21 protein-coding genes are annotated in these 26,546 nt (G+C 34.4%); 17 read left to right on the top strand and 4 right to left on the bottom strand.

Annotation, left to right across the window (positions count from 1 at the left end; genetic code table 11):
- Position 1: 1 nt before the first annotated feature.
- Complete coding sequence (gene ligA / locus ES676_RS03555; protein WP_148368670.1) at positions 2-1,996, top strand: NAD-dependent DNA ligase LigA; 1,995 nt, start codon at positions 2-4, stop codon at positions 1,994-1,996.
- Positions 1,997-2,244: 248 nt separating this feature from the next.
- Entirely contained in the window at positions 2,245-2,961 is a 717-nt protein-coding gene (locus ES676_RS03550) for a hypothetical protein (protein WP_148368669.1), read from the top strand.
- A gap of 37 nt (positions 2,962-2,998) precedes the next feature.
- Here ES676_RS03550 and ES676_RS03545 read toward each other — a convergent pair whose 3' ends face one another.
- Together ES676_RS03545 and ES676_RS03540 are read right to left on the bottom strand one after the other, a co-directional pair.
- Positions 2,999-3,916: a bifunctional metallophosphatase/5'-nucleotidase gene (locus ES676_RS03545; protein ID WP_148368668.1), complete on the bottom strand. Its 918-nt coding sequence runs from the start codon at positions 3,914-3,916 to the stop codon at positions 2,999-3,001.
- 12 nt (positions 3,917-3,928) lie between these two features.
- Complete coding sequence (locus tag ES676_RS03540) at positions 3,929-4,684, bottom strand: 5'-nucleotidase C-terminal domain-containing protein (RefSeq protein ID WP_148368667.1); 756 nt, start codon at positions 4,682-4,684, stop codon at positions 3,929-3,931.
- A gap of 73 nt (positions 4,685-4,757) precedes the next feature.
- On the opposite strand from ES676_RS03540, the gene ES676_RS03535 reads away from it, so the two are divergent.
- From ES676_RS03535 to ES676_RS03465, 15 genes are all read left to right on the top strand, one after another.
- Entirely contained in the window at positions 4,758-5,276 is a 519-nt protein-coding gene (locus tag ES676_RS03535) for a DUF6913 domain-containing protein (RefSeq protein WP_148368666.1), read from the top strand.
- A 3-nt stretch (positions 5,277-5,279) separates the two neighbouring features.
- Positions 5,280-6,161, top strand: coding sequence for a 4-hydroxy-tetrahydrodipicolinate synthase (dapA, locus tag ES676_RS03530; RefSeq protein ID WP_148368665.1), 882 nt, complete (start codon positions 5,280-5,282; stop codon positions 6,159-6,161).
- A gap of 111 nt (positions 6,162-6,272) precedes the next feature.
- Positions 6,273-7,073 (top strand): outer membrane protein assembly factor BamD, encoded by an 801-nt coding sequence (locus ES676_RS03525; RefSeq protein WP_148368664.1) that lies wholly within the window; start codon positions 6,273-6,275, stop codon positions 7,071-7,073.
- 7 nt (positions 7,074-7,080) lie between these two features.
- Positions 7,081-7,410 carry a DNA-directed RNA polymerase subunit omega gene (locus tag ES676_RS03520; protein WP_148368663.1) on the top strand — a complete coding sequence of 110 codons (330 nt, stop codon included), beginning with the start codon at positions 7,081-7,083 and terminating at the stop codon, positions 7,408-7,410.
- Between the two features lie 5 nt (positions 7,411-7,415).
- Positions 7,416-8,627 (top strand): bifunctional phosphopantothenoylcysteine decarboxylase/phosphopantothenate--cysteine ligase CoaBC, encoded by a 1,212-nt coding sequence (coaBC, locus tag ES676_RS03515; protein ID WP_148368662.1) that lies wholly within the window; start codon positions 7,416-7,418, stop codon positions 8,625-8,627.
- Positions 8,620-9,507, top strand: a complete 888-nt coding sequence (gene porD / locus ES676_RS03510) for a type IX secretion system protein PorD (RefSeq protein WP_148368661.1) — start codon at positions 8,620-8,622, stop codon at positions 9,505-9,507. The genes coaBC and porD overlap by 8 nt, the downstream gene beginning before the upstream one ends.
- A 61-nt stretch (positions 9,508-9,568) precedes the next feature.
- Positions 9,569-11,221 carry a DNA repair protein RecN gene (gene recN / locus ES676_RS03505; RefSeq protein ID WP_148368660.1) on the top strand — a complete coding sequence of 551 codons (1,653 nt, stop codon included), beginning with the start codon at positions 9,569-9,571 and terminating at the stop codon, positions 11,219-11,221.
- 45 nt (positions 11,222-11,266) lie between these two features.
- Complete coding sequence (locus ES676_RS03500) at positions 11,267-12,091, top strand: enoyl-ACP reductase FabI (RefSeq protein WP_148368659.1); 825 nt, start codon at positions 11,267-11,269, stop codon at positions 12,089-12,091.
- Between the two features lie 223 nt (positions 12,092-12,314).
- Positions 12,315-15,188 carry a fibronectin type III domain-containing protein gene (locus tag ES676_RS03495; protein ID WP_148368658.1) on the top strand — a complete coding sequence of 958 codons (2,874 nt, stop codon included), beginning with the start codon at positions 12,315-12,317 and terminating at the stop codon, positions 15,186-15,188.
- 173 nt (positions 15,189-15,361) lie between these two features.
- Positions 15,362-19,198, top strand: a complete 3,837-nt coding sequence (locus ES676_RS03490) for a fibronectin type III domain-containing protein (RefSeq protein WP_148368657.1) — start codon at positions 15,362-15,364, stop codon at positions 19,196-19,198.
- A gap of 150 nt (positions 19,199-19,348) precedes the next feature.
- Positions 19,349-20,356 carry a glycosyltransferase gene (locus tag ES676_RS03485; RefSeq protein ID WP_148368656.1) on the top strand — a complete coding sequence of 336 codons (1,008 nt, stop codon included), beginning with the start codon at positions 19,349-19,351 and terminating at the stop codon, positions 20,354-20,356.
- Positions 20,356-21,318 (top strand): CdaR family protein, encoded by a 963-nt coding sequence (locus tag ES676_RS03480; RefSeq protein WP_148368655.1) that lies wholly within the window; start codon positions 20,356-20,358, stop codon positions 21,316-21,318. The genes ES676_RS03485 and ES676_RS03480 overlap by 1 nt, the downstream gene beginning before the upstream one ends.
- Positions 21,315-21,899, top strand: coding sequence for a dephospho-CoA kinase (gene coaE, locus ES676_RS03475; protein WP_148368654.1), 585 nt, complete (start codon positions 21,315-21,317; stop codon positions 21,897-21,899). The genes ES676_RS03480 and coaE overlap by 4 nt, the downstream gene beginning before the upstream one ends.
- A gap of 78 nt (positions 21,900-21,977) precedes the next feature.
- Positions 21,978-23,543: a sensor histidine kinase gene (locus ES676_RS03470; protein WP_148368653.1), complete on the top strand. Its 1,566-nt coding sequence runs from the start codon at positions 21,978-21,980 to the stop codon at positions 23,541-23,543.
- Positions 23,544-23,547: 4 nt separating this feature from the next.
- A complete protein-coding gene (locus tag ES676_RS03465; RefSeq protein WP_148368652.1) occupies positions 23,548-24,258 on the top strand; it encodes a response regulator transcription factor in 711 nt (236 codons plus the stop codon).
- A gap of 49 nt (positions 24,259-24,307) precedes the next feature.
- Here ES676_RS03465 and ES676_RS03460 read toward each other — a convergent pair whose 3' ends face one another.
- Positions 24,308-25,582: a DUF2254 domain-containing protein gene (locus ES676_RS03460; protein WP_148368651.1), complete on the bottom strand. Its 1,275-nt coding sequence runs from the start codon at positions 25,580-25,582 to the stop codon at positions 24,308-24,310.
- Between the two features lie 36 nt (positions 25,583-25,618).
- Entirely contained in the window at positions 25,619-26,530 is a 912-nt protein-coding gene (gene miaA / locus ES676_RS03455; protein ID WP_148368650.1) for a tRNA (adenosine(37)-N6)-dimethylallyltransferase MiaA, read from the bottom strand.
- Between the last annotated feature and the right edge of the window lie 16 nt (positions 26,531-26,546).

The following is a 26,546-nucleotide window of genomic DNA, read 5'->3' as shown; positions in this document are numbered from 1 at the left end:
AATGAATACACACGAGTATATACAACAATTACGCACGGAGTTACGCGAACATAATTATAATTACTACGTTTTAGATAATGCGACTATTAGTGATTATGATTTTGATGTAAAACTGAAAGAACTCCAGGATTTAGAAGAAAAACATCCTGAGTTTGACGACGCCAATTCGCCAACGCATCGCGTAGGGGGGCAAGTCACTAAAAACTTCAATACGGTTGTACATAATCACAGAATGTACTCTTTAGATAATTCGTATTCTCTAGAAGATTTGCAAGATTGGGAAACCCGAATTAAAAAAATGATTGATGGTGATATTGAATACACCTGCGAATTAAAATACGACGGCGCCTCAATAAGTATAACGTACGAAAATGGAGCGATAGTTCGTGCTGTTACGCGCGGCGATGGTTTTCAGGGTGATGACGTAACAACGAATATAAAAACTATTAAATCGGTACCGTTACTGTTAAAAGGTGATTACCCGCCAAAATTCGATATTCGTGGCGAAATTGTTTTGCCGTTTGAAGGCTTCATGAAAATGAATGAAGAACGCATTGCAAACGACGAAGAACCGTATAGAAATCCAAGAAACACAGCGTCTGGAAGTTTAAAATTACAAGATAGCGGTGAGGTTGCAAAACGCCCATTAGACTGTCTATTATATAATATTACAGGAGAGAATTTGGGTATAGCAACGCAATTTGAAAGCTTAGAAAAAGCGAGAGCAATGGGGTTTAAAGTACCCGAAGCTTCCAAGTTAGTAGCTTCTATAGATGGTGTTTTTGAATTTATAAATTACTGGGACACGGCACGACATAATTTGCCCTACGAAACTGATGGGGTCGTTGTAAAAGTGAATAATTTATACCAACAAGACGAGTTGGGGTATACGTCGAAATCGCCCCGTTGGGCAATGGCTTTTAAGTTTAAAGCCGAACAAGTCTCTACGCGATTAAACGACATTACGTATCAAGTAGGGCGAACGGGAGCAATCACTCCAGTCGCCAATTTAGAACCCATAGAATTGGCAGGAACGACGGTTAAAAGAGCATCGTTGCATAATGCCGACCAAATTGAAAAGTTAGATATTAGGGTAGGAGATGCGGTTTTTGTAGAAAAAGGAGGTGAGATCATTCCTAAAATTATCGCTGTCGATTTAAGTCAGCGACCCGTAAACGCAAAACTGACGCAGTATATTTTAAACTGTCCGGTTTGCGAAACGCCGTTGGTGCGAATTGAAGGTGAAGCAAAACATTATTGCCCTAATTATAACGGTTGTACACCACAAGTGGTAGGTAGAATTCAACATTTTATCTCTAGAAAAGCAATGGATATTGAAGGCCTTGGCGGGGAAACTGTCGCCTTGTTAGTTAAGGAAGGGTTAATTACCAATTACTCAGATTTATATACATTACAAAAAGAAGATGTGCTGCCTTTAGAGCGTATGGCAGAAAAAAGCGCTGATAATTTAATTCAGGGGATTTTAGCATCGAAAACCATTCCTTTTGAGCGTGTTTTATTTGCTATCGGTATACGTTTTGTAGGTGAAACTGTGGCTAAAAAATTAGCGAAACACTACAAAAGTATCGATGCTATCGCTTTAGCATCACTAGAAGATTTGGAGAAAGTAGATGAAATAGGGGTTAAAATAGCCGAAAGTGTGGTAGCTTTTTTTGCTTCGGAAGAAAAAATTATCACTATCGAAAGATTACGATTATTTGGTGTTCAGTTGGAAATTTCAGCTGAAAAATTAGCTAATCAAACAAACAAATTAGAAGGTAAAGCTTTTGTCGTTTCTGGGGTGTTTGTAGAAGTCTCGCGAACCGAACTTAAAAAACGGATTGAAGATAATGGTGGTAAAAACGTATCGTCCATTTCCTCAAAAACGGACTATGTGATTGCCGGTGATAAAATGGGACCGAGTAAAAAGGAGAAAGCAGAAAAATTAGGAGTCTCAATTATTTCAGAATTTGAGTTTTTAGAGATGATTAATTAAGTAGTAACTATTTATACATTCTTATGTGGTGATAGGATTTATGACTATTAGTAATTTAAGATGACTTTAATTAGAACAAATTTTGTGTTTTTGATCCTTTTATACATTATTAAAAGACTACTTATAAGAAGAAGTACTAATTATTTTTTGATTCAATGCTAATTAAATAATGGTAATTAATCGATAAAATTAATCGTTTCGTCGGTTATGAATGTATTTTTATTTATATTTGGTGATAAATCAGCGTGATGAATATATCAAAATCTCAAATCATATCGGTAATATTAGCTATACTAGCTGTCGCTTATGTTTTGAGTGTGGTTTTTAAATTAAAAGAAATCCCAATATTTTCCAGGGCGTTAATTTTCCCATTGTTTGCGGTCCATTATTTTTTACAGTCTAAAAAGACGGACTATTTCTTTCTAGGATTTTTAGTGCTCTTTTCGATGTCTGAGATTTTAATCATTTTTGATGCTGTAGATAGTTTTCCGTCGTACTATGTGGGTAATGGGATGTGCATTCTAGCTTATTTCAGTTTAGCCCTATTTTTTATAAAAAAAATAAGCTTTCTAGTGCTTTTTAATCGATTTAAGACTTTTGTAACTGTTTTATTGGTATTGAGTTCCTATATCGTTTATGTGTTAAATAGTATAGTTTTAGATGAATCTGGGATACACGTTTGGTCGATTGACTTTTTCTTAGAAAGTTTCTATAATCTTTCTATTACAATGGTGTTGTCCTTGTCTTTGTTAAATTATTTATGCCGCGATTCTAAAGACGATTTATTATTGTTTTTGGCTACGGCTTGTATTGTGTTTTCAGAAATGGTTCACTTAGCGAGTTTCTATATTTCTGAGGTTTATATATTAGGACTTACTAATGCTATATTACTTACTGCAGGTTTCTCGCTAGTGCATTTTTACATCACTTCAAAAGTGAACACCTATTACCGCGTATTATTTTAGAGGTTTTAAAATGTAGAAGAATAAGATCTGTTATTCTTTATACAATAATCGATGTACCGTTTGCCGTTTTATTTTTATCATTATCGAAGTAAAAGTCTATGCGCCCTAAATTGATGCCGTAACAACCTACCTGATTGACTAATACATTTTTACCTTCTTTATTTTGAGCCACTGTTGGTTTTGGTAAGAAAGTGTGTGTGTGGCCCCCTATTATTAAGTCTATATCTTTGGTCGCTTTTGCTAGATTTAAATCGCTAATCCTGTCTGGTAGGTTCTTGTAGTGATATCCTAAGTGCGATAAACAGATAATTAAATCGCATTGCTCTTCAGTTTTTAAGCGGCGTGTCATTTCCTGAGACATTTCTATAGGATCAAGATATTCGGTTTCTTTAGACATTTTTCTATCGACTAAACCATCTAGAGCGATGCCTAAACCAAAGATTCCAATTTTTAATCCGTCTTTTTTAAATACTTTATATGGTTTAACATGGGTATCTAAAACCGTGTTTTTAAAATCGTAGTTGGCCGAAATAAAATCAAACTTCGCGTGCGGTAATTGTGCATAAAGACCGTCGACACCATTATCAAAATCGTGATTTCCTATAGTCGCGGCATCGTATTTTAATTTAGACATTAATCTAAATTCTAATTCACCTCCATAATAATTAAAATAGGGAGTGCCTTGAAAAATATCTCCGGCGTCTAGTAGTAATGTGTTTGGGGTTTCTTTACGAATACTTTCAATCAAACTGGCACGTCTCGCCACACCACCTTGATTGGCATTACGCCCGTCCTCAGGACCAAAGGCGTCAATATGACTGTGCACATCGTTGGTATGCAATATTGTAATTTGCTTTACTCGTGGCGCTGCATTAAAGGATTGCAACCCAAAACCACCTAAAGTAACTAACGTTGTTGCGGCTACAGATTGTTGTATAAAATGTCTACGTTTCATAGGGTGTTGTTATTAAATTTGGATGAATCTATCATCAATGATGGGGTTAATGGTATCTACTTTTTTGAAATAATCAATTAATGCATTTCTAATTTTATAGTCTAAAGGATATTCACCTTCATTATCAGCAAAAAAGCGCATATTATCACCACCGGTTACTAGATAATCGTTCGTTGCTACATAGTACGTTTTTGCGGTATCAATAGCTTTTCCGTTAACGGAAGACGCTACAATATTATACTCTTGGTCAATACTTAATTTAAAACCCTGAATGGGGTGTGCACGCTTAAAACGGGCTAAATACTGCATCATACTATCAATTTGTCGTCCTTTTAATGCAACGACGACAATGCTATTTTCAAAAGGCATAATTTCGAAAGCCGTTTTGGTCGTAATATCGCCTTTAGAAATAATCGAGCGAATTCCACCGTGATTTAAGATAACACCGTCCAACTCAAAATTGGTCCGGGATTTAAAAACGCCTTTAGATTGTTCAAAAATAATATCGGCCATTAAATTTCCTATAGCGGTATTAAAAGCACCGTTAGATTTCGAGTACGTTTCTGGAGCATACGACAAAACCGTATTCATATCCTCGTTTAATCGGTCTCTGTACGGTTTAATAATCGAATCGAAAGCGGGATCAATTTCTAAGCTATCTGTAACAGGTATTAGTTTACCTTCAATTTTAGAAAGCGTAAATTTTTCATCTTTACAACTTGTAAAACAAAGAAGAATAAGTACTATAAGTAGTATTTTGAATTTCATCGTGTAAATGTGTTATATTTTATCTTACAATTAGTATGCTTTAGCTACTTTTGTAATAAAGGAGTAAATATAAATGTTTTTAAAAAGATTTAGAGAGAAAATACATAAAAAGCATATTAATTCTGAGTTAAGAAGGCGTGAAATTTTAAAGCCTAAGACTCCAGTACAACGTGTAGGAATTATTGTAAATAGCGAAGAGTGCTTCAATTTAGATTGGAATACTGAATTAAGTTCACTTTTTCCTATGGCCAAGCCAAAGATAGATATTATCTTATTTTCGGAGGCCAGTAAAAAAAACGAAACTGCTGAAGCAGTAATTTATAACGCGAGTGATATAGGTTGGAACGGCACTATAAAAAATGAAGAATTAAAAACATTTATAGATACCAAGTTTAGCCTTTTAATAAGTTATTACACAACAAACCATACGCTTTTAAGGTTACTAACCGCAAGCTCTAAAGCAGCATTTAAAGTAGGGCTTTTAAAAGAAGATCAGCGCCTTAACGATTTAATAATACATACAGAGTTACCGGCGTTTACCACATTTAACACCGAATTGATTAAATACTTAAAGATTTTAAAACGACTATAAATAATGAATAACCCTTTTTTAGGAACAGGAATAGCGATAGTAACACCTTTTAAACACGATGGAAGCATAGATCACAGTGCGCTGACTAATATTGTAAATTACACTATAAATAACGGTGTTAATTATATTGTAATTAGTGGTACAACTGGCGAAAACGGAACTTTGACGACTACAGAAAAAAAAGCAATTATAATAACGATTGTTGAAACGAACGCCAATAAAGTGCCTTTAGTTTTAGGAATTGGAGGTAACAATACTGCTTCTGTAATTGAAGAAATTAAAACCACCGATTTGTCACCATTTGCTGGGGTTCTTTCAGTATCACCGGCCTACAGTAAGCCCACTCAAGAAGGGATTTACCAACATTTTAAAGCAATTGCACAAGCGAGTCCGGTACCCCTTATTTTGTACAATGTCCCAGGGCGTACAGGTGTAAATATGACTCCAGAAACGATTTTGCGCTTGGCTAACGATTTCCTAAATATTGTAGGCGTAAAGGAAGCAGGTGCTAATATGAGTCAGTATTACAAACTAATACACAATAAACCAGCACATTTTAATGTTATCTCTGGTGATGATGATTTGGCTTTAGCCATAACATTGGCCGGTGGAGCAGGGGTGATTTCGGTAATTGCTCAGGGATTGCCAAAGCAGTTTTCTAAAATGATTCAATTAGGATTAGAAGGTAAATCCGAAGAAGCTTACGCTATACATTATCAAATAATTGATGCTATTGATCTTATTTTTGAAGAAAATAATCCGGCCGGAATTAAAGCGGTTTTAGAAGGATTGCAATTATGTGAAGCTACCGTAAGATTACCTTTGGTAGACGCGAGTAAAACATCTAAAGAAAAAATTAATGCTTTTTTAAAGCAGAACAATTAGTTAAATATAACCTAAACCACCTATTAATCTGAATTTAACAATTATTTTCGCTTAGAGAAATATTTTTAAAATCAATATAATTAGTGTATTTTTGCATCTTGTTAAAAAATTATGAAGAACCTTTTTTACATATTAATAACATTTCTAGTTTTAAGCTCTTGTAGTGAGTATCAAAAGGCTTTAAAGTCTGAAGATATCGCCGTAAAATTTAAAAAAGGAGAAGAACTTTACAATGCCGGTAAATACTCTAAAGCTAACAAATTGTTTGAGCAAATAATACCTAGTTATAGAGGGAAACCACAAGCAGAAAAATTAATGTATCTAAACGCTAATGCTTCTTACGAAATGGAAGATTATTACGTGTCTAGTTATCATTTTGAGCGTTTTGTTTCGGCGTATCCCACGAGTGAGAAAATAGAAGAAGCGACTTTTAAAAGTGCAAAAAGTTACTATAAATTATCGCCAGCATATTCTAAAGACCAATCGGAAACAATAACAGCAATTGAGAAGTTGCAAGAGTTTGTAAATATTTTTCCTGAATCAGAGGATCTTTCTGAAGCGAATCAATTGGTAAAAGAATTGGTTTTTAAATTAGAGAAAAAAGCTTTCGAAATTGCTAAACAATACAATCATATTTCAGATTTTAAAGCATCAATGGCATCATTCGATACTTTTATTATCGACTTTCCAGGCGCGCAATTAAGAGAGGATGCCTTGTACTACAGATTTGATTCTGCGTACCAATTGGCTATGAAGAGTGTGGAGTACAAAAAGAAAGACCGTTTAGAAACCGCGAAAAAATATTATATGTCATTTAAACAAGGATATGCTAACTCACAGTATCTAGAGAAAGCTACCGATAAATTAAATGATATTGAAGAAGAATTAGAAAACTACAGTACTAAAAGTTAATATAACTATGGATTTAAAAAAGATTGATGCGCCTTTAAGTACAACTACTTATGACAGAAATATAATTGAAGCGCCTACGGAAAATATCTACGAAGCGATTTCTATTATTTCTAGAAGAGCAGACCAAATTAACTCTGAAATTAAAAAAGAATTAATCGAGAAGTTAGAGGAATTTGCAACTTACAATGATAGTTTAGAAGAGGTTTTCGAAAACAAAGAACAAATTGAGGTGTCTAAATTTTACGAAAAATTACCAAAACCACACGCTTTGGCAGTACAGGAATGGTTAGAAGATAAAATTTATTACAGAAACACAGAGGAAGACAACAAAGACTAAATTCTATGTCTATATTAAGTGGCAAAAATATACTGTTAGGCATAAGTGCTGGTATAGCCGCTTATAAAACAGCTTCACTCGTAAGAGAATTTATAAAAGCAGGCGCTAATGTGCAAGTCGTAATGACGCCTGCTTCTAAAGACTTCGTTACACCTCTTACGTTATCTACCTTATCTAAAAATCCAGTCTATTCATCCTTTTACAATGAAGACGATGATAACGCAGAATGGAATAATCACGTCGAATTAGGGCTGTGGGCAGATCTTGTATTAATCGCACCAGCAACCGCAAATACTTTATCTAAAATGGCTAATGGCCTTTGCGATAATTTGTTATTGGCAACCTATTTATCTGCAAAATGTCCGGTTTATTTTGCTCCAGCGATGGATTTAGATATGTACAAACATCCCACGACTTTAGAGACGTTTAAAAAATTAAAAACTTTTGGTAACACAATAATCCCTGCCGCTACTGGAGAATTAGCCAGCGGATTGGTGGGCGAAGGACGATTGGCCGAACCTGAAGATATCGTGACGTTTATCGAGCAAGATATTTTAAATCAACTGCCACTAAAAAATAAACACGTTTTAATTACGGCTGGACCAACTTACGAAGCTATCGACCCTGTGCGCTTTATAGGAAATCATTCTAGTGGAAAAATGGGTTTCGAAATAGCGAGAGCAGCGGCAAATTTAGGTGCTAAAGTAACTTTAATTTCAGGACCTACCCAGCAAAAATTAGCCCATAAATCTGTAGAGATTGTACCTGTTATTAGTGCTCAAGAGATGTATGATGCCGTACACGCGCATTTTAAAGATTGCGACATCGCCATTTTATCTGCTGCCGTTGCCGATTATAAACCTAAAGATGTAGCCACGCAGAAAATTAAAAAGAAAACGAGTACCTTATCTATAGACTTAATAAAAACTAAGGATATTTTAGCTTCTTTGGGTGCTATAAAAACAAGTCAGTTTTTAGTCGGTTTTGCCTTAGAAACACAGAACGAATTAGAAAATGCAAAAGGAAAATTAAAAAAGAAGAATTTAGATTTAATTGTATTAAATTCGTTACAAGATAAAGGCGCAGGTTTCAAAACCGAAACTAATAAAGTCACTTTTATAGCAAAAGATACTACGGTGACGGCATTCGATTTAAAATTAAAATCTGAAGTTGCTGTTGATTTAATAAATGAAATAATAAAAAAAATAGATGCGTAACTCAATACTTCTTTTCTTACTTTGTTTTACTACTGTTGGTTTTGCGCAAGAGTTAAACTGCAATGTTGCCGTAAACGCACAATTAACGGGTAACGAAAATTTGCAAGTTTTTAAAACCTTAGAAAATGAGTTAAAAGAATTTGTTACGAAAACGCAGTGGACAAAAAGAACATTCGAACCTCAAGAACGTATAGATTGTAATATAGCAATAACTATTAAGAGCTATAGCGGCGATAGTTTTTCGGGAACGATTCAGGTACAATCATCAAGACCTGTATACGGTTCCTCTTACACCACGCCCGTTTACAATATGAACGATAAGGAGTTTTCTTTTAATTATATAGAGTATCAAAACTTAATTTATAATCCAAACCAGTACGAATCTAACTTGGTTTCTGTGGTTGCTTTTCACGTGTATATGATTTTAGGTATGGATGCCGAAACTTTCGAAAAGAATGGTGGCGATCCGTATTTTAAACAAGCACAGCGTGTTGTTAATTTTTCACAGCAAGAAAAGTTTAAAGGCTGGAAATTAGAAGACGGTTTACAAAGTCGTTTTGCTTTAATAGATAATATTTTATCACCTACTTTTGCCGACTTTAGAACGGTAATGCATAATTATCATATTCGCGGTTTGGATGTCATGAGTAGCGATATTAAAGCAGGGAAAAAAGAAATAGCTCTGGCTATAGACTACTTTAAAGAAATGAGTACCCGAAGACCAAACTCGTACTTGTCTCGTGTGTTTTTCGATGCAAAAGCCGAAGAAATCGGTCAGATTTTTTCAGACGGACCAACTGTAGACGTTAGCAATTTAGTCGATGTTTTAAACCGCGTCGCTCCAACACACTCCGATAAATGGAGAACTATAAAATACTAAAATAGTCTTCGAACTTCTGTATTTTACAACACATATTAATAGGTTAAACTTGAAATAAAATATGTTATCCGCACTTACTATAAAAAATTACGCTTTAATAGATCATCTGCAAGTGGATTTTACCGATGGGTTTACTATTATAACAGGAGAAACAGGTGCAGGAAAATCTATTCTTTTAGGTGGTTTATCTTTAATTTTAGGAAAAAGAGCCGATTTATCTAGTCTTCGCGACACCACCAAAAAGTGTGTTATCGAAGCGCAGTTTAATATTGTAAACTACAATTTAGAAGGTCTTTTTACAAAAAATGATATAGATTTTGAACCGCTAACAATTATAAGACGCGAAATTTTACCATCCGGTAAATCGCGTGCATTCATAAATGATTCACCAGTAAATTTAAACGTTTTACAACTATTAGGAAGTCAGTTAATCGATATTCACTCGCAAAACGAAACCCTTCAGTTGGTAGACGATGCTTTTCAGTTTCAAGTAATTGATGCTTTAGCTGAAAACACAAAAGATTTACACCTGTATAGCGAAAGACTTTCGGCCTATAAAAAATTAAAAAAGGAGCTTTTAAAACTCAAAGAATTTCAAGCGGAAGCCTTAAAAGAACACGACTATAATTCCTATTTACTGAAAGAATTACTGGAAGCTAAATTAAAGGAAGGGGAATTAGAAGCGTTAGAAGAAGAATTTGAAAGCCTTAACAATGTCGAGCAAATACAAGAAAGACTAACCATAGCTCAGGCCTTATTTAATGAAGAAAATATTGGTATTTTGACCAGTTTGACGGAGTTGAAAAATACGTTTGTTAAATTATCTGGTCTAGCTTCAAAATACAAACCCGTTTCAGATCGTGTTACAAGTAGCTTAATTGACTTAGACGATATTTTTGGCGAAGTTGAAGAGTTTCAAGAGCAATTGGACGCTAATCCAAACCGATTAGAAGAAGTCAACGCTAAATTAATGGTGTTGAATAATCTATTTAAGAAACATTTTGTAAAAGATGTTGCAGAATTAATAATCCTTAGAGAAGCTCTAGATTTAAAAGTCTCCGACACAGAGAATGTAGAAGCCAATATCGTTAAAAAAGAAGAAGAGATTTCAGTTGTACAAGCCACGTTAGATAAAGCGGCGCAGCAAGTACACAAAAAACGATTGTCTGTTATACCAAAACTTAAAAAAGAACTCGAAACTATTTTAGTGAGTTTAGGAATGCCAAACGCCCAGTTTAATATTGCATTAAAATTTGGTGAAACATACTTTAGTAACGGAAGAGAGGAATTGTCATTCTTGTTTTCTGCGAATAAAGGGGGGCAATTTAATATCTTGAAAAAAGCGGCGTCGGGTGGAGAATTGTCGCGTATTATGTTAGCGATTAAATCAATTTTAACGCAATACGTAAAGCTGCCAACTATTATGTTCGATGAAATTGATACCGGAGTTTCTGGAGAGATTTCTAACAAAATGGCCGATATTATGGCACAAATGAGTACAACTATGCAAGTGTTTAGTATTACGCATTTACCACAGATCGCTGCCAAAGGTGAGACGCATTTTAAAGTCTTTAAAGAGGACGTAAATGAAGTGACTACTACTAATTTGGTAAAATTGAATCCAGACGATAGAGTGATTGAAATAGCACAAATGTTAGGCGGAATCGAAGTGTCGACTTCGGCATTGGCACACGCGAAACAACTACTTAATTAAGTAGCGTATAAAATAAGAGTTTAAATAATATAAAGAAAATATAGAATGTCTTACAACTTACTAAAAGGAAAAAGGGGAATTATTTTTGGCGCACTCGATGAAAACTCTATTGCTTGGAAAACGGCCGAACGTGTTCATGAAGAAGGTGGTATTTTTGTGTTATCTAATGCGCCAATAGGTATGCGAATGGGTAATATAGATCAATTAGCAGCTAAAACAGGATCTCAGATTATACCAGCCGATGCGACGTCGGAAGAAGATTTACAAAACTTAATAGAGAAATCTATGGAGATTTTAGGTGGTAAAATTGACTTTGTATTGCATTCTATCGGGATGTCTGTAAATGTTAGAAAAGGAAAAGCGTATACAGATCAAAAATACGATTGGACACAGAAAGGAACCGATGTGTCTGCAATGTCATTTCATAAAGTGATGCAGACCTTGTACAAAAATGAAGCAATGAACGAGTGGGGAAGTATCGTGGCCTTAACTTATATGGCAGCGCAACGTGTATTTCCAGATTATAATGATATGGCAGATAATAAAGCCTACTTAGAAAGTGTAGCGCGTAGTTTTGGTTACTTTTTTGGACGTGATCATAAAGTACGTGTTAATACAATTTCTCAATCTCCAACCGCTACAACTGCCGGTCAAGGTGTAAAAGGATTTGACGGTTTTATTAACTATGCCGAAAAAATGTCTCCTTTAGGAAACGCATCTGCCTTAGATTGTGCAAACTATACGGTAAGTTTATTTAGTGACTTGACACGTAAAGTAACCCTTCAAAATTTATTTCACGACGGAGGATTTAGTAATATGGGCGTGAGTGATGCAGTAATGGAAGCTTTTGAAAAAGGACAAGACAAATAAAAATATGATTTTATACATAAAGAGCCTCAAACTAGTAGTAGTTTGCGGCTTTTTATGTAAAAGAGTCTTAGTATCTTTTAATGACTATACATTTATTTAAAATTGTAATATGCATTATGTCGGCGTTTTATTCTTTTAGTCTATTCTAATGAAAGTTAATTGCTTATTTGTTAATTTTAGTTAACTTCGTTCTTTAAGAAAATATTAACTAAACTAATTGAATATGAGAAAAATTACTTTTTTAATGTGTTTTGTGTTGTTTAGTGCCTTGAGCGCTTCAGCACAATTTACATTTCCAACAATCGTGGGACCTACTAATGCAGGAAATTCGGGAACAACTTTAAATATTAATGATTCCGGTAATTCGCAGAGTGTAACGACAGGATTTTATTCGTCTTTTACAATGTCTGCTGACTGGGTCGGAGGGACAGGAAATCCGTGGTCAAATGAGGCAGGATTACAATTTATAACTACTGCAGGTTCAGTAGTTGTTAATCCACCAACTACTGGTGGAGGTATGGGCGGACCAACGTCTTTAACTTTTTCTGCGGATTTAGCAGGTATTTACGACCCATCGGTAGATGGTACTATAGATATCCTTTTAAGTCAATCGTTTAATAATTCTGATGCAGATTTCTCAAACATTGTTATTACTCTAAACGCAGCGCCAACATGTCCAGATCCGACGGCATTAACTGCGCTTAATTTTACAACGACAAGTGCCGATTTAGATTGGACACCAGGAAGTTCTGAGGCAGCTTGGAATGTAGAATATGGAACAATAGGTTTCACGCAAGGAACTGGTGATTTAGTATCTCAAACTTCTGTTAAACCTTATAACATTTCAGGCTTAACGTCAGGAACATCTTACGAGTTTTATGTTCAAGCATATTGCGGAACAGGTGATGAAAGTTCTTGGGTAGGACCTTATAGTTTTTCAACTTTATGTGAATCAGTCTCAACTTTTCCTATGTTAGAGTCTTTTGAAACTATAACTTCAGGACAACCAAATTGTTGGGAGATTCAAGGTACAACAACCAATGCTTCCTACGACTGGAATAGCTATTTCGAAGGTTATGCAGGGAGAGGCATGAGGTTTGATTCTTATTTAAATCCGAATGGAAATACGTCGGAATTAATTTCGCCAACATACGATTTATCAGGATTACCTACAGCACAATTAAGTTTTTGGTACAAGAATCCTACAGGCGGAAATTTTGAAATTTTAATTTCTACAGATGCAGGTGCAAGCTACACCTCTTTAGAAACAGGACTTATTGGTCAAACTGACTGGACATTAAAAATGTATAATATTTCAACTAGTATTAGTGCAGATACAAGAGTTAAGTTTGTTGGTACTAGTAATTATGCCAATGGTGATGCAAGAATATATTTAGACGAGGTGGCTATTAAAGAGGTACCAAGTTGTCCAGATCCTCAAAATTTAATAGTAAGTAACATAGGAGTATCAACGGCAGATTTTAACTGGATAGCCGGAGATACTGAAACGCAATGGGAGTATGCATTATTAGTAGCAACTGAGCCAGCACCTACTACAGGAACAACAATAGCTGCGAACGTTTATTTAGCATCAGGGTTAACAACAGCGACTGATTATGTTTTTTATGTTAGAGCAAATTGTGCTAGTGGAGATAGTAGTCCGTTTATCTCAATTCCTTTCTCAACTGTTTCATATGGGGAAACGTGTGAGGCAGCTATTGATGTAACATTATTACCTTATAACACCTCAGATGATACTGTAAATTATGGCGATAATTATTCAGGAAGTCCAGGGACATCTTGCGGTACAACAGGTACTTATTTAGATGGTGATGATGTCGTTTATGCTTACACGGCGATAGCTGATGGTGTAATTAACATCGCTATGTCAGGGTTAAATGTAGGGTACTCAGGAGTATTTGTTTATACTGACTGTGCAGATATAGGAACGGCTTGCGTAGGCGGTGCAACTAATACGTCTACAACAGATTATGATTTTGATTTATCTGTAACTACGGGGACAACATATTATATTTTAATATCGACGTGGCCATCACCACAAAGTGTCGCTTATACTTTAGATATTACTGAGGTTTTATGTGCAGATCCAACAGGATTAGGAATAGCAAATGTATCTGATGTAAGTACTGATTTTACTTGGACCAATGGATCTACGGAAACTGAATGGAATATTGAATATGGTATCGTTGGGTTTACTCAAGGAACAGACGGTACATTGATCTCGGGAGCAACTACAAATCCGTATGCAATAACCGGATTAACGGCTAGTACATCGTATGACTTTTATGTTCAGGCAGTATGTGTTTCTGGCGACTTAAGTGCATGGGTTGGTCCATACAACTTTACAACATCTTGTGATGTTACTCCTTCAAACGTTCCTTTTGCTCAAGATTTTCAGGGGACGGTTTGCGGTACTATAATTAATGAAGGAACAGGGAATGCATGGTCTGTTTCTAGTAACGCTTTTAGTGGTTTTACTGCAAGTCATTTGCGTTATTCTTATAACGGTTCGAATGCTGCTAATACGTGGTACTTTACTCAAGGTATTACTTTAGATGCTGGCGAGGAGTACTTTATTTCGTACGATTATGGCTCTGCAAATTTCTTGGAAAAATTGAAAGTAGCGTATGGTACAGATAATACGGCTGCTGCAATGACAAGTGTTTTGGCAGATTACCCCGCTGTTATTAATAATTCACCTCAAAATGCTGTTGTTACGTTTACAGCTTCTGCTGCTGGCGTGTATTATTTTGGTTTTCAAGCGTACTCAGAATCGAACCAAAATCAATTAATGGTAGATAATATTATTATAGATAAAACATTATCAACGTCTCAATTTGTTAGTGATAACTTATTTAGTTATTACCCAAATCCTGTGAACGATAAGTTAACGTTAAAAGGACAGAAGGAAATTGCTACTGTTTCTGTATTCAATATGTTAGGACAAGAGGTTATTACTGTAGCGCCCAATGCTATGCAAAGTGAGGTAGATATGTCTACTTTACAAGCAGGTGCTTATTTTGTTAAAGTAATTATAGAGAATACTACTAAGACAATAAAGATTATTAAAGAGTAACTCTCCTTAATCCTTATAGCCTTAAAAACCCGTTACACTTGTAACGGGTTTTTTGTGTTTACAACGCTTTTGTTGGCTTTGATAGTGGTTTTTGGTTATATTCGGGTATAATTCTTTTTTTTAACTTTTTTTTAGTATTTTTAGATATCAATTAACTAAAATAATAACTAATTATGAAAAAAATTACTTTAATGCTAGCTTTTATATTGCTTGCCTGTTGGCAATCAATAGGGCAAGTGCAAGTGGGGACGGGCACCACCACAGCGAACACACATCCAATATCTTCATGTTATGGATACAGCTATAGTCAGCAAATTTATTTAGCCTCCGATATTGACGCATCAGGAAGTATTACTTCATTGTCTTTCTATTTGGATGCTTCAACTTCCACAGCTGATTTTAACGATAGCAATGCTTGGACTGTTTTTATTGGTCACACGACTAAAACTGAATTTAGTTCGACTACCGATTGGGAAACTTTAGCAAATTTAAGTCAAGTTTTCACTGGAACTGTAACATTTCCAGCTGAAGATAACTGGTTTTTATTAACTCTAGATACACCTTTTGCTTATAACGGTACAGATAACCTAGTTGTTGGGGTAGACGAAAATCAAGACAGTTATGATTGTACTATGAACTGGAGAAAAACAGACGTTACTGGAGACCGCGCTATAAGTTATAGTAGTGATAGTGTTAATCCAGACCCTACGACTCCACCCGCTGGAGCTCTTGTTAGCTTAAATAATAATATTATATTTGGTGGTATACAACAGGCTTGTCCTGTGCCAACGGCATTAACAGCGTCTAATATTACAACAACTAATGTAGATTTAGGTTGGACAGTAGGGAATACTGAAACAGCTTGGAATGTAGAATATGGTGAGGCTGGATTTGTTCAAGGATCGGGCACAATTTTTTCTCAAACACCAGACAACCCATATAATTTAACAGGATTAAACTCTGGAACTTCGTATCAGTTCTATGTACAAGCTTATTGTGGCGCAGGAGATGAAAGTTCTTGGGTAGGGCCTTTCGATTTTGCAACACTTTGCGATACGGCTTTAACACCTTATATCCAAAATTTTGAAAATGCAGGATCAATTCCTAACTGTTGGAGTAGCACAAGTTCTACAACACAAAATTGGAGTTTCGCCACAGTACCAACTAATGGTAATTCTTATTCTGATCATACATCTGGTTCTGGTTATTTTGCTTTTGTTGATGGTTCGACGACCACGACAACTACAGATGCTACTTTAGAATCTGGAGAGATTGATGCTTCAGGGTTAACAACACCTTATCTTCAGTTTTATGTTTATCATTTTATGTCAAGTGGAACAGCTTCTAATAAAATAACTGTTGAAGTTTGGGATGGTGCTTTATGGAATGAAGTGTATATGGACGACAATGGAGATGTTGATGATTGGGAATTAGTAGGTGTAGATTTATCTACGTTAACTATAACAGGAAATATAAAAGTAAGATTCGTTGTAGATACCCTAGTGGGATCTAATTTTTATAATGATATTGGTTTAGATGATTTTTCAATTTCAGAATTACCTTTATGCTTTGCACCGGTAAATGTGAGTGCTTCAAATATCACTCTTGATACTGCTGATCTTTCTTGGTCCTCGGGGGGAACAGAAACGGATTGGGAATATTCTCTATTATTAGCTTCAGATCCAGCACCAACAACGGGTACAGCAAGCACAGTTACAACGTTTTCTGCATCAGGATTGACACCAAACACGGATTATGTGTTTTACGTAAAATCAATTTGTGGAGGAGATAGTACTAATTTTTCCGCGTTACCATTCTCAACACTGGCTTATGGTGAAATATGTGAATCAGCTATTGAAGTAACGGCTTTACCTTATACTACAACTGATGATACAGCAAACTATGGCGATAATTATTCTGGTTCTCCAGGTGCATCGGGTTGTGGTACAACTTCTACTTATTTAAATGGTGACGATGTTGTGTATTCCTATACAGCTACTGCAGATGGAACAATTAATGTTGCATTATCTGCTTTAGGCTCTACATATTCTGGAGCATTCGTGTATACAGATTGTGCAGATATAGGTTCTGCTTGTGCGGTAGGATTTGGTAATGGAAGTAGTTCTGCAGATTATAATTTTGACGTCGCTGTAACAGCAGGGACAACATACTATGTGGTTATTTCTACATGGGCAACACCACAAAGTACTACCTATACTTTAGATATTACCGAAATTTTATGTGCAAATCCAAGTGGTTTAGCGGTAAGTAATTTAGGATTAACATCAGCAGATTTTAACTGGGTAGCTGGTGGAGCAGAAACTAATTGGGAATATGCCTTATTGTTAGCAACAGATCCTGCACCTACAACAGGTACAGCGATAGCTGCAACTACTTATTCGGATACTGGTCTTACAGCATCAACAGATTATGTGTTTTACGTAAGAGCAGATTGTACTGGAGGAACTTTTAGTGATTTTATTTCAATTCCTTTTACAACATTATCTAGTGGGTCTACTTGTGAAGTAGCTATAGACGTACCAGCATTGCCTTATACTACAACTGATGATACAGCAAACTATGGCGATAATTATTCTGGTTCTCCAGGTACATCGGGTTGTGGTACGACTTCTAGTTATTTAAATGGTGACGATGTCGTGTATTCCTATACAGCTACTGTAGATGGAACAATTAATGTTGCATTATCTGCTTTAGGCTCTACATATTCTGGAGCATTTGTGTATACAGATTGTGCAGATATAGGAATTGCTTGTACGGCAGGATTTGGAAATGGAAGTAGTACCTCAGATTATGATTTTGATGTCTCAGTAGCTTCAGGTACAACTTATTATGTAGTAATTTCTACATATGCAACACCTCAAAGTACTACATACACTTTAGATATTACTGAAGTTTTATGTGCAGATCCAACGACTTTAGCAGTAAGTAATGTAACAACTACATCTGCAGATTTAGAATGGACGGGAGGTACTGAAACGATTTGGAACATTGAGTTAGTTGATGTAACCGCTGGTGGTACGCAAACAATGATAGCTACTTATCCTGGTGTAACAACAAATCCTTTTTCCGTTTCTGGCTTAGTTGCTGAAAATGATTATGAATTTTATGTACAAGCAGATTGTGGTACTGCTAACGGTGTTTCTATGTGGACTGGGCCTTTTGCCTTTACAACGCCTTGTGAGGCTATAAACACATATCCTTCTACAACAGACTTTACAAATAATCCAGCAACAGCATGTTGGACAGAAGCAGGTTCTGGTGAAGTTGCAGATGGACCAACAGGCGCGTCTTCAGATTGGAGAGACGGTAGAGCTTATGAAGATTTTGATGGAAATACCATCAACTCAAATGCTATTAACTTGTATTTTAATACAGATAGAGAATGGTTAATTTCTCCTGTCTATGATTTATCAACAAGTACAGACCAAATGTTAAAAGTTAATGTTGCTGTCACCAATTATAGTTCTTCTAGTACGCCAACAACTGTAGGAGATACAATGGGTAGTGATGACGAAGTTCAATTATTAATGACAATTGATAATGGAGCAACATGGACAAACCTTACCACTTGGAATGTGGGTAATCAGCCGTCTGTTAATGGAACAGAGTTTCTTGCAGATTTAGCAGCGGTTAGTGGTAATGTTCAATTTGCTTTATGGGCAAGTGATGGAACTGTAAATGATTCGGAAGATTATGATTTCCACGTTGGTGAGTTTGAAATTACTGATTCTACATTATCAACATCAAGTTTCAATACAGAAAACAACTTCTCTTACTATCCAAACCCAGTAGAGAATACATTATCTCTAAAAGGTATTAAGAACATCCAGAATATAGCAGTGTTAAACATGTTAGGACAAGAAGTTTTACGTGTTGCGCCTAATGCTATTAATAGTGAAGTAGATATGTCTAACTTACAATCGGGCGCTTATTTTGTTAAAGTGACTATTGAAAATGCGACTAAAACTATTAAAATTATTAAAGAGTAAGAATAAAAGTAAAAACTTAATTCTTTAAATTTTAAAGTCCCGCTGCATCTGTAGCGGGACTTTTTTATACCGTAATTTCATTTGAAAAGGTTAGAAAAGTATCTTTTTTATTACCCCAATCTTAAACCGTATTTTAAGTACATTTGTGCTATGCAACTTATGTACTCTTTTATCATACCAGTTTTCAACCGACCAAATGAAATTCAAGAATTATTAGATAGTTTTTTAGAACTGAAAACTGCTTGTACTTTTGAAATTATTATTGTGGAAGATGGGTCTACTAAATCTTCAAAACAAGTGGTGGATAGCTATACGTCTAAATTAGATATTTCTTATTTTTTTAAAGAAAACTCAGGCCCAGGCGCTTCTAGAAATTATGGAATGGAACGTGCTAATGGACATTATTTTATTATTTTAGATAGCGATTGTATTTTACCATCGCAATATCTAAATGCAGTTAATAATAGTTTACAGCACAATTATGTAGACTGTTTTGGCGGTCCAGATGCCGCTCATGCATCTTTTTCTAATCTGCAAAAAGCGATTAATTTTAGTATGACTTCGTTTTTAACTACGGGAGGAATACGCGGACATAAAAAAAGTGTGGATACCTTTCAGCCTAGAAGTTTTAATATGGGCTTGTCTAAAAAAGCCTTTCACGAAACACAAGGTTTTGGCAGAATACATCCAGGTGAAGATCCCGATTTAACGATAAGGTTGTGGACTAAAGGGTTTAAAACTAATTTAATACCAGAAGCTTATGTTTTTCATAAACGCAGAATTTCGTGGTCTAAATTTTACACACAAGTCAATAAGTTTGGTATGGTAAGACCAATTTTAAATTATTGGCATCCAGAAACAAAAAAAATAACCTATTGGTTTCCTTTTCTCTTTAGTTTTTCTTGTATATTATCGCTACTACTTACGGTTTTTGGTATATTATGGCCTTTATATTGTGTTTTTTTGTATTATATTTTAGTTTTAGTTTCAGCAACTATTCAGAATAAAAGTATAATTATAGGGTTTCAATCATTAATAGCAACAACAATCCAGTTTTTTGGTTACGGTTACGGTTTTATAAAATCAACATTGACCTTAACGCTTTTTAACAAAAAGCCAGAAGAGGCTTTTCCAAAATTATTTTTTAAAATTAAATAATGACAACATTAAAGTCAAAAATACTAACAGTAATTAAAACGAGAAAAATTAATATTTTCTTCTTGTTTTTCATTTTGGCATTCGCCATATTAGTATTAACAAAACTCTCTAAAACATATACCGATACCATCGCTTTTACGGTATTACCAAAAAATATTCCCGATGAGGTTATTATTTTAAACGATTCTTCGCATCAACTTAAAGTAACTTTAAAAGCGCAAGGATTTAAATGGTTAAAATATTATTTGAAACAGCCTTATTTATCTATCGATTTTAATACCGATGTGAATAAAGCTGATTCCACTTACGTTTGGATGCGAACAAAAGGGTTTTCAAATCTAATCGAACAATTCAGTAAAGAAATTGAAATCGAAAGTATAAATCCTGAAACACTAACCTTTTATTTTGATGAAAACGCGGTAAAATATGTACCCGTTCGACCTCAAATGACCATTGCTTATGCTCCTGGTTATGATGTTATGGAAGAAGAGTCAACAACTCCTGATTCTATAAAAGTTATTGGACCGGAATCCTTATTAAGGGAGTTGGAATTTATTAAAACACATAATATTGAATTGACCAATATTAATAAGCCTGTGCACCAAATTTTGAAGTTAAATCTCGATTCTTTAAATACTAAAATGAGTGTATCGCAAAAGGAAGTGTTATTAGCATTAGATGTTAAAAAGTTTACCGAAGGCACAAAAGAAATTCCTGTTGAGGTAATTAATGTTCCTAAAGACCTCACATTAAAATTTTTTCCAAAAAGCATTTATGTAAGTTATTACACAAGTCTGGAGAATTTTAATGCTATTAAAAAAACAGATTTTCAGATAATTTGTAATTATAAGGATTTAAAAGAAACCAGTACCTTTTTAACGCCCATACTTACTAAAAGGAGTGAAAAAGCAAAATCTATAAGGTTACATCACGAAAAAGTCGAATTTATTATAACAGAATGAAAACAGTAGTGTTAACAGGCGGTATTGGTAGTGGCAAAACGACGGTTGCAAAAATGTTCGCCGAGCTAGGCGTGCCTATTTATATTGCAGACGACGAAGCCAAGAAATTAATGGTATATTCTAAAGTTATTAAGCTTAAGCTAATAAAACTGTTTGGGGAGAAAGCTTATATAAATAATACACTGAACAGACCCTTTTTAGCAGAATCAATTTTTAATAATAAAGAATTATTAGAGCAGATGAATGCCATAGTGCATCCAGAAGTTAAAAATCATTTTGAAAATTGGAAATCGCGGCAAGAAGCGCCTTATGTTATTAAGGAAGCTGCTATTATTTTCGAAAACGGAAGTTATAAAAATTATGATCATATTATAACTGTACACGCACCCGAAACAGTGAAAATAGAACGCGTGTTACAGCGAGACTCGACAACTGTAGACAGAATAAAAGCCATTATGAAAAACCAATGGTCCGATTCAGAGAAAATAAAACGATCAAATTACGTTATCGAGAATCTAGATCTCGATAGAACACGAAAACAAGTCCTTCAAATCCACACAAACCTTCTAGAAATTAAGTAGATAAACCTACAATGTTTTTTTTGTTAATGTAAGGTTAAATGGTACGATTACTCATTGTTAAAATGTTAATTTTGAATAATGAGGAAGAAAATTTTTCTTGTGTTAATCATTTTAATGAGCTTATCTCTTGGTGGGATAATCTTCGTTCAGAGTTATTATATCACAAATTCTGTTAAAAATGAGGAAGATCAATTCAAATTTAACGTAAAAAAGGCATTACGTTATGTTACTAATAAAATTGAGAACGAGGAATTTAAAGACCATATTTACAAAATATCGCGCTTAATAGAGAAAGGGGAATTGGTTAATATAAACGAGAACTCCATTTCTAATTTATACATTAAACAGTACGACGAAAACACCAACGAAACATTAGTATATAGAAATGGTATCCTAGAGGAGAATTATAAATTATCATCATCGCTCTTTGACATTGGTTTAGATAGTACAAGCATAAAACGTATTATAAACCAGAATGAAACGAAGGTTTATAAATCCAGTGAGATTGATGGTAAGGATAATGTTGAAATGATTCAATTTGGAGACCTTACTAGAACTGATAATTTGGTGTACGAAACGCATTACAATAATACAGCCTACAGACGGCCTATTCATAAGCGGGTGTCGATAGAGCAAATAAACAAACTTTTAAAGTTGCGTTTATTGCAAGATGATATTGATATCGATTACGAATTTGCTATCTATAGTAACGGTTTAGCTACAAAGATACAAACAGAAAATTTCGAACTTCAAGGATTAGAAACTATAGGTATTCCTGTTTTTTATAATGAGAAAGATTCTAATAACTATAAATTATTAATCAATTTCCCCGATCAGCAGAAATTTATTTTTTCAACGCTTATAGGAATGATTTTGCTTTCGGTAGTTTTTACATTAATAATTATATTAACTTATGGAAGCGCTATTTTTCAACTCGTTAAGCAACGCCAAATTTCTGAAATCAAAACCGATTTCATTAATAATATGACGCACGAATTTAAAACGCCAATAGCAACTATAAATTTAGCGTTAGATTCTATAAGGAATCCTAAAATAATTAACGATCAAGAAAAGGTATTGCGTTACCTTACAATGATTAGAGAAGAAAATAAGCGAATGCACGCTCAGGTAGAAAATGTATTACGTATATCTAAACTTGAAAAAAACGAATTAAATATAAGTAAGGATAGGGTAAGATTGCACGACTTAATAGAAGATGCTATCTCGCATGTTGAATTAATTGTAGAAGATAGAGGTGGTTTTATTGAAACCGATTTAAAAGCCGATAAGTCCTCTATTTTAGCAAATGAAACCCATTTTACAAACGTTCTGGTAAATATTCTAGATAATGCTGTGAAGTATTCTCCAGAGGCACCAAAAATTATTATTGAAACGGTAAATGTTGGAAACAATATATTAGTAAAAATTAAAGACAACGGAAGCGGAATGAGTAAAGCCGTACAAAAACGTGTATTCGAAAAATTTTATAGGGAACACACGGGCAATATTCATAATGTTAAAGGACACGGTTTGGGCTTAGCTTACGTAAAAAGAATAGTAGAAGATCACGAGGGTCATATCTCGGTAGAAAGTGAAAAAGAAAAAGGAAGTACTTTTATAATAAAGCTTCCCCTAATATCATAAAGTTATGGAAGAACAACAAAAAAAAATATTATTAGTAGAGGATGATCCAAATTTTGGAACGGTACTAAAAGATTATTTAATGATGAATGATTACGAAGTTGTTCATGCTAAAAATGGTATGGAAGGTTTCGAAAAATTCAAAAAGGACGATTACGATCTATGTATTTTAGATGTAATGATGCCGTATAAAGATGGTTTTACATTAGCAAAAGAAATTAGAGAAAAAAATTCTGATATTCCTATTGTCTTCTTAACCGCGAAAGCAATGAAAGAAGATGTGCTTAAAGGGTATAAAGTAGGGGCAGACGATTACCTAAATAAACCTTTTGATAGTGAAGTGCTATTAATGAAGATTAAAGCAATAATGCAGCGTAAGGCTACAGAGACTGTTGCCGATAGCAAACAATTTGAATTTAAAATTGGAGGTTTCGATTTAAACTCTAAACTAAGATTTTTAAAATATAAAGATAATGAACCGGTAAAATTATCGCCAAAAGAAAACGAATTATTACGTCTATTAGCGTTACATGAAAACGATTTAATGCCTAGAGAGTTGGCATTAACAAAAATATGGAGAGATGATAATTATTTTACATCTCGAAGTATGGACGTGTACATAGCAAAGCTACGTAAGTATTTAAAAGTAGATGATAAAGTCGAAATTTTAAATATTCACGGCGAAGGCTTTAGATTAGTTGTAAACCCGGAACAGTAGAATACAGTGATATGATAAATATAAAAAACCAGCTCCAAAGCTGGTTTTTTTATACATTAAAGTTTTCGGAAGCTATTAGCGCTAAATCGCGTTCGTTTTTAATAGAATGGCTTGCATCTGTTTTTAGATTTTCAATTTCTTCTGTAATGCTTTTTGTATAAGCTTCTACCGTACTTAAACGTTTTAAATTATTTAGCATAGTTAATAAACGTTTTACTAATATCACATCGTGCTTGCAATACGTTCGTAAAGACGCCATAGCTTCGTATAGTAGTGAGCTAAAATTAACTGTTGAGATAAAAACCCAAGGAATATCGTCTATATAAGTGAAGCTAATATCATTTTTCTTAAGCCTTAACACGTATAATTGCGATAAGTAATCTATAGCATTAAGCGCGGTTCCAGGGTCGTTAATACCAGGAGACATCGCTTTAACTGCGATCTCGGTTAATTGTTTAAAAGCTAATACATAATTATCTTCTATAAGTTCGCTTTTTGCAAAGTCGAAGTTTGTATGCAAACCTCCAAGAGTCTCTTCATCTAATTCTATTTCTGTTTTAAATAAGATGTCCTTTTCTAAAAGAAACGCTCCTTTATTAGCACTAATCTCTATTTTACACTCGTGCTTTTTTGCAATTTCTGCGATATTTTCTAAGGATATATTTTGAAGATATCCCGTTTTATACGATTTGTAGCTATTCCAATTATCAGACGACTTAAAAGATTCTTTATTGTCCTTTTCAGAGTCTATGAGGTGTAATAATCTGTTACTTGATTTTTTAAAAATTTTATCCATTATATTGTTTATTTGAATGGATTGAGAAATCGAGTGTATGAAATAAATAAATGCACCTAACGATACGACCATAAACACAATGGCTAATAGTACCGAAAATCCGGGTAATTGATATTCGTTACCGCTGGGGCGAATAGAAATTAATGTAAAGATGCAATAGAGTATTGTGGCTACATAAATACCTAAGATAACTTGATGTCGTCTGTTCGAAATTAAACCCGGTAATAAACGTGGTGAAAAATTACTCGATGCTTGGTTTAAAAGCACCATTACCATAGAGAAACTAAAAACCATAATTGAAATAGAACCCGCGGTTATTGTTGTTAGTAAAGTACGTGCCGTATCGGTGTTATTAATAACCAAGTCTGGTACAATATCTAATAAATATTTAGAGATGCCTTGACTTTCTAAATAAAACATTAAATAGGCAAAAGCACTACCAGCAAAGGCAATTAGAGTGGGGAAAAAAGCGATTTTATCTTTTAGTTTAAAAATACTTCTTAAAATAAACAGAAACTTTTCTTTCATAAACAGTTTGGTTTTATTTCACGTTAAATAAATGTACTACTTTTTATTTTGAATGGCTTTCAGTACTGTTTTAAAATCGGTATTAAAATCGAACCACGAGGTTTCTGGATCTCTTTTAAACCAAGTAAGTTGTCGTTTTGCGAAACGACGGGTGTTTTTTTTAATTTCCGAAATGGCAAATTCTAAAGTCCATTCTCCATCTATATATTTAAATAATTCTTTATAGCCAACGGTATTTAGCGCATTTAAATCTTTATAATCTAAAAGTGATTGGACTTCTTCTAGTTGACCGTGGTCAATCATACTATCTACGCGGGCGTTAATGCGGTCGTAAATAATGGCTCTTTCAGCGGTTAAACCAATACTAACGGTTGTAAAAGAACGATTGTTTTTATCTTTATTTAAAAAGGAAGAATACGGTTTACCCGAACCGATACTTATTTCTAAAGCGCGAATTACACGCTGCGGGTTTTGAAGCGCTATCCTATTATACGATTCTAAATCTAAGTCTTTTAATTGGCGTTGTAACGACGCTAAGCCTTCGGTTTCGAGTTGCTGATTCAGTATTTCGCGAATATTTTTATCGACTTCCGGAAAGTGATCTAATCCTGTTGTAACCGCATCCACATATAAACCGGAACCACCAACCATAACGACATAGTCGTGTGTTTTAAAAAGTATATCCAATTTCGCAATGGCGTCTTTTTCGAAAGCGCCAACATTATAGTTTTCTAAAATCGATTTGTGCTGAATAAAATGATGTGGTGCTGCAGCGCGCTCAGATTTTGTAGGCGCCGCAGTGCCAATGTGCATTTCTTTAAAAAACTGTCTAGAATCGGCTGATATAATTTCGGTATTAAAATAATTAGCTAGTGTAATACCAAGACTGGTTTTACCAATGGCAGTTGGGCCAATAATAGAGATAAGATATTTGTTTTCTGTTTTCAAAATAAAATGACTTATG

It is taken from the genome of Bizionia saleffrena, assembly GCF_008086175.1.
Taxonomy (GTDB): domain Bacteria; phylum Bacteroidota; class Bacteroidia; order Flavobacteriales; family Flavobacteriaceae; genus Bizionia; species Bizionia saleffrena.
The sequence above is the reverse complement of the archived record's forward strand: the minus strand, read 5'-3'. Positions and strand labels throughout refer to the sequence as shown.

Excerpts from the sequence above, each read along its gene's own strand:
- ES676_RS03500 (WP_148368659.1), top strand. The coding sequence starts at position 11,267 with ATGTCTTACAACTTACTAAAAGGAAAAAGGGGAATTATTTTTGGCGCA.
- ES676_RS03495 (WP_148368658.1), top strand. The coding sequence starts at position 12,315 with ATGAGAAAAATTACTTTTTTAATGTGTTTTGTGTTGTTTAGTGCCTTG.
- recN (WP_148368660.1), top strand. The coding sequence starts at position 9,569 with ATGTTATCCGCACTTACTATAAAAAATTACGCTTTAATAGATCATCTG.
- ES676_RS03480 (WP_148368655.1), top strand. The coding sequence starts at position 20,356 with ATGACAACATTAAAGTCAAAAATACTAACAGTAATTAAAACGAGAAAA.
- coaE (WP_148368654.1), top strand. The coding sequence starts at position 21,315 with ATGAAAACAGTAGTGTTAACAGGCGGTATTGGTAGTGGCAAAACGACG.
- ES676_RS03490 (WP_148368657.1), top strand. The coding sequence starts at position 15,362 with ATGAAAAAAATTACTTTAATGCTAGCTTTTATATTGCTTGCCTGTTGG.
- ES676_RS03535 (WP_148368666.1), top strand. The coding sequence starts at position 4,758 with ATGTTTTTAAAAAGATTTAGAGAGAAAATACATAAAAAGCATATTAAT.
- ES676_RS03520 (WP_148368663.1), top strand. The coding sequence starts at position 7,081 with ATGGATTTAAAAAAGATTGATGCGCCTTTAAGTACAACTACTTATGAC.
- ES676_RS03545 (WP_148368668.1), bottom strand. The coding sequence starts at position 3,916 with ATGAAACGTAGACATTTTATACAACAATCTGTAGCCGCAACAACGTTA.
- ES676_RS03550 (WP_148368669.1), top strand. The coding sequence starts at position 2,245 with ATGAATATATCAAAATCTCAAATCATATCGGTAATATTAGCTATACTA.
- ES676_RS03465 (WP_148368652.1), top strand. The coding sequence starts at position 23,548 with ATGGAAGAACAACAAAAAAAAATATTATTAGTAGAGGATGATCCAAAT.
- ES676_RS03460 (WP_148368651.1), bottom strand. The coding sequence starts at position 25,582 with ATGAAAGAAAAGTTTCTGTTTATTTTAAGAAGTATTTTTAAACTAAAA.
- ligA (WP_148368670.1), top strand. The coding sequence starts at position 2 with ATGAATACACACGAGTATATACAACAATTACGCACGGAGTTACGCGAA.
- porD (WP_148368661.1), top strand. The coding sequence starts at position 8,620 with ATGCGTAACTCAATACTTCTTTTCTTACTTTGTTTTACTACTGTTGGT.
- coaBC (WP_148368662.1), top strand. The coding sequence starts at position 7,416 with ATGTCTATATTAAGTGGCAAAAATATACTGTTAGGCATAAGTGCTGGT.
- ES676_RS03485 (WP_148368656.1), top strand. The coding sequence starts at position 19,349 with ATGCAACTTATGTACTCTTTTATCATACCAGTTTTCAACCGACCAAAT.
- ES676_RS03540 (WP_148368667.1), bottom strand. The coding sequence starts at position 4,684 with ATGAAATTCAAAATACTACTTATAGTACTTATTCTTCTTTGTTTTACA.
- ES676_RS03525 (WP_148368664.1), top strand. The coding sequence starts at position 6,273 with ATGAAGAACCTTTTTTACATATTAATAACATTTCTAGTTTTAAGCTCT.
- ES676_RS03470 (WP_148368653.1), top strand. The coding sequence starts at position 21,978 with ATGAGGAAGAAAATTTTTCTTGTGTTAATCATTTTAATGAGCTTATCT.
- dapA (WP_148368665.1), top strand. The coding sequence starts at position 5,280 with ATGAATAACCCTTTTTTAGGAACAGGAATAGCGATAGTAACACCTTTT.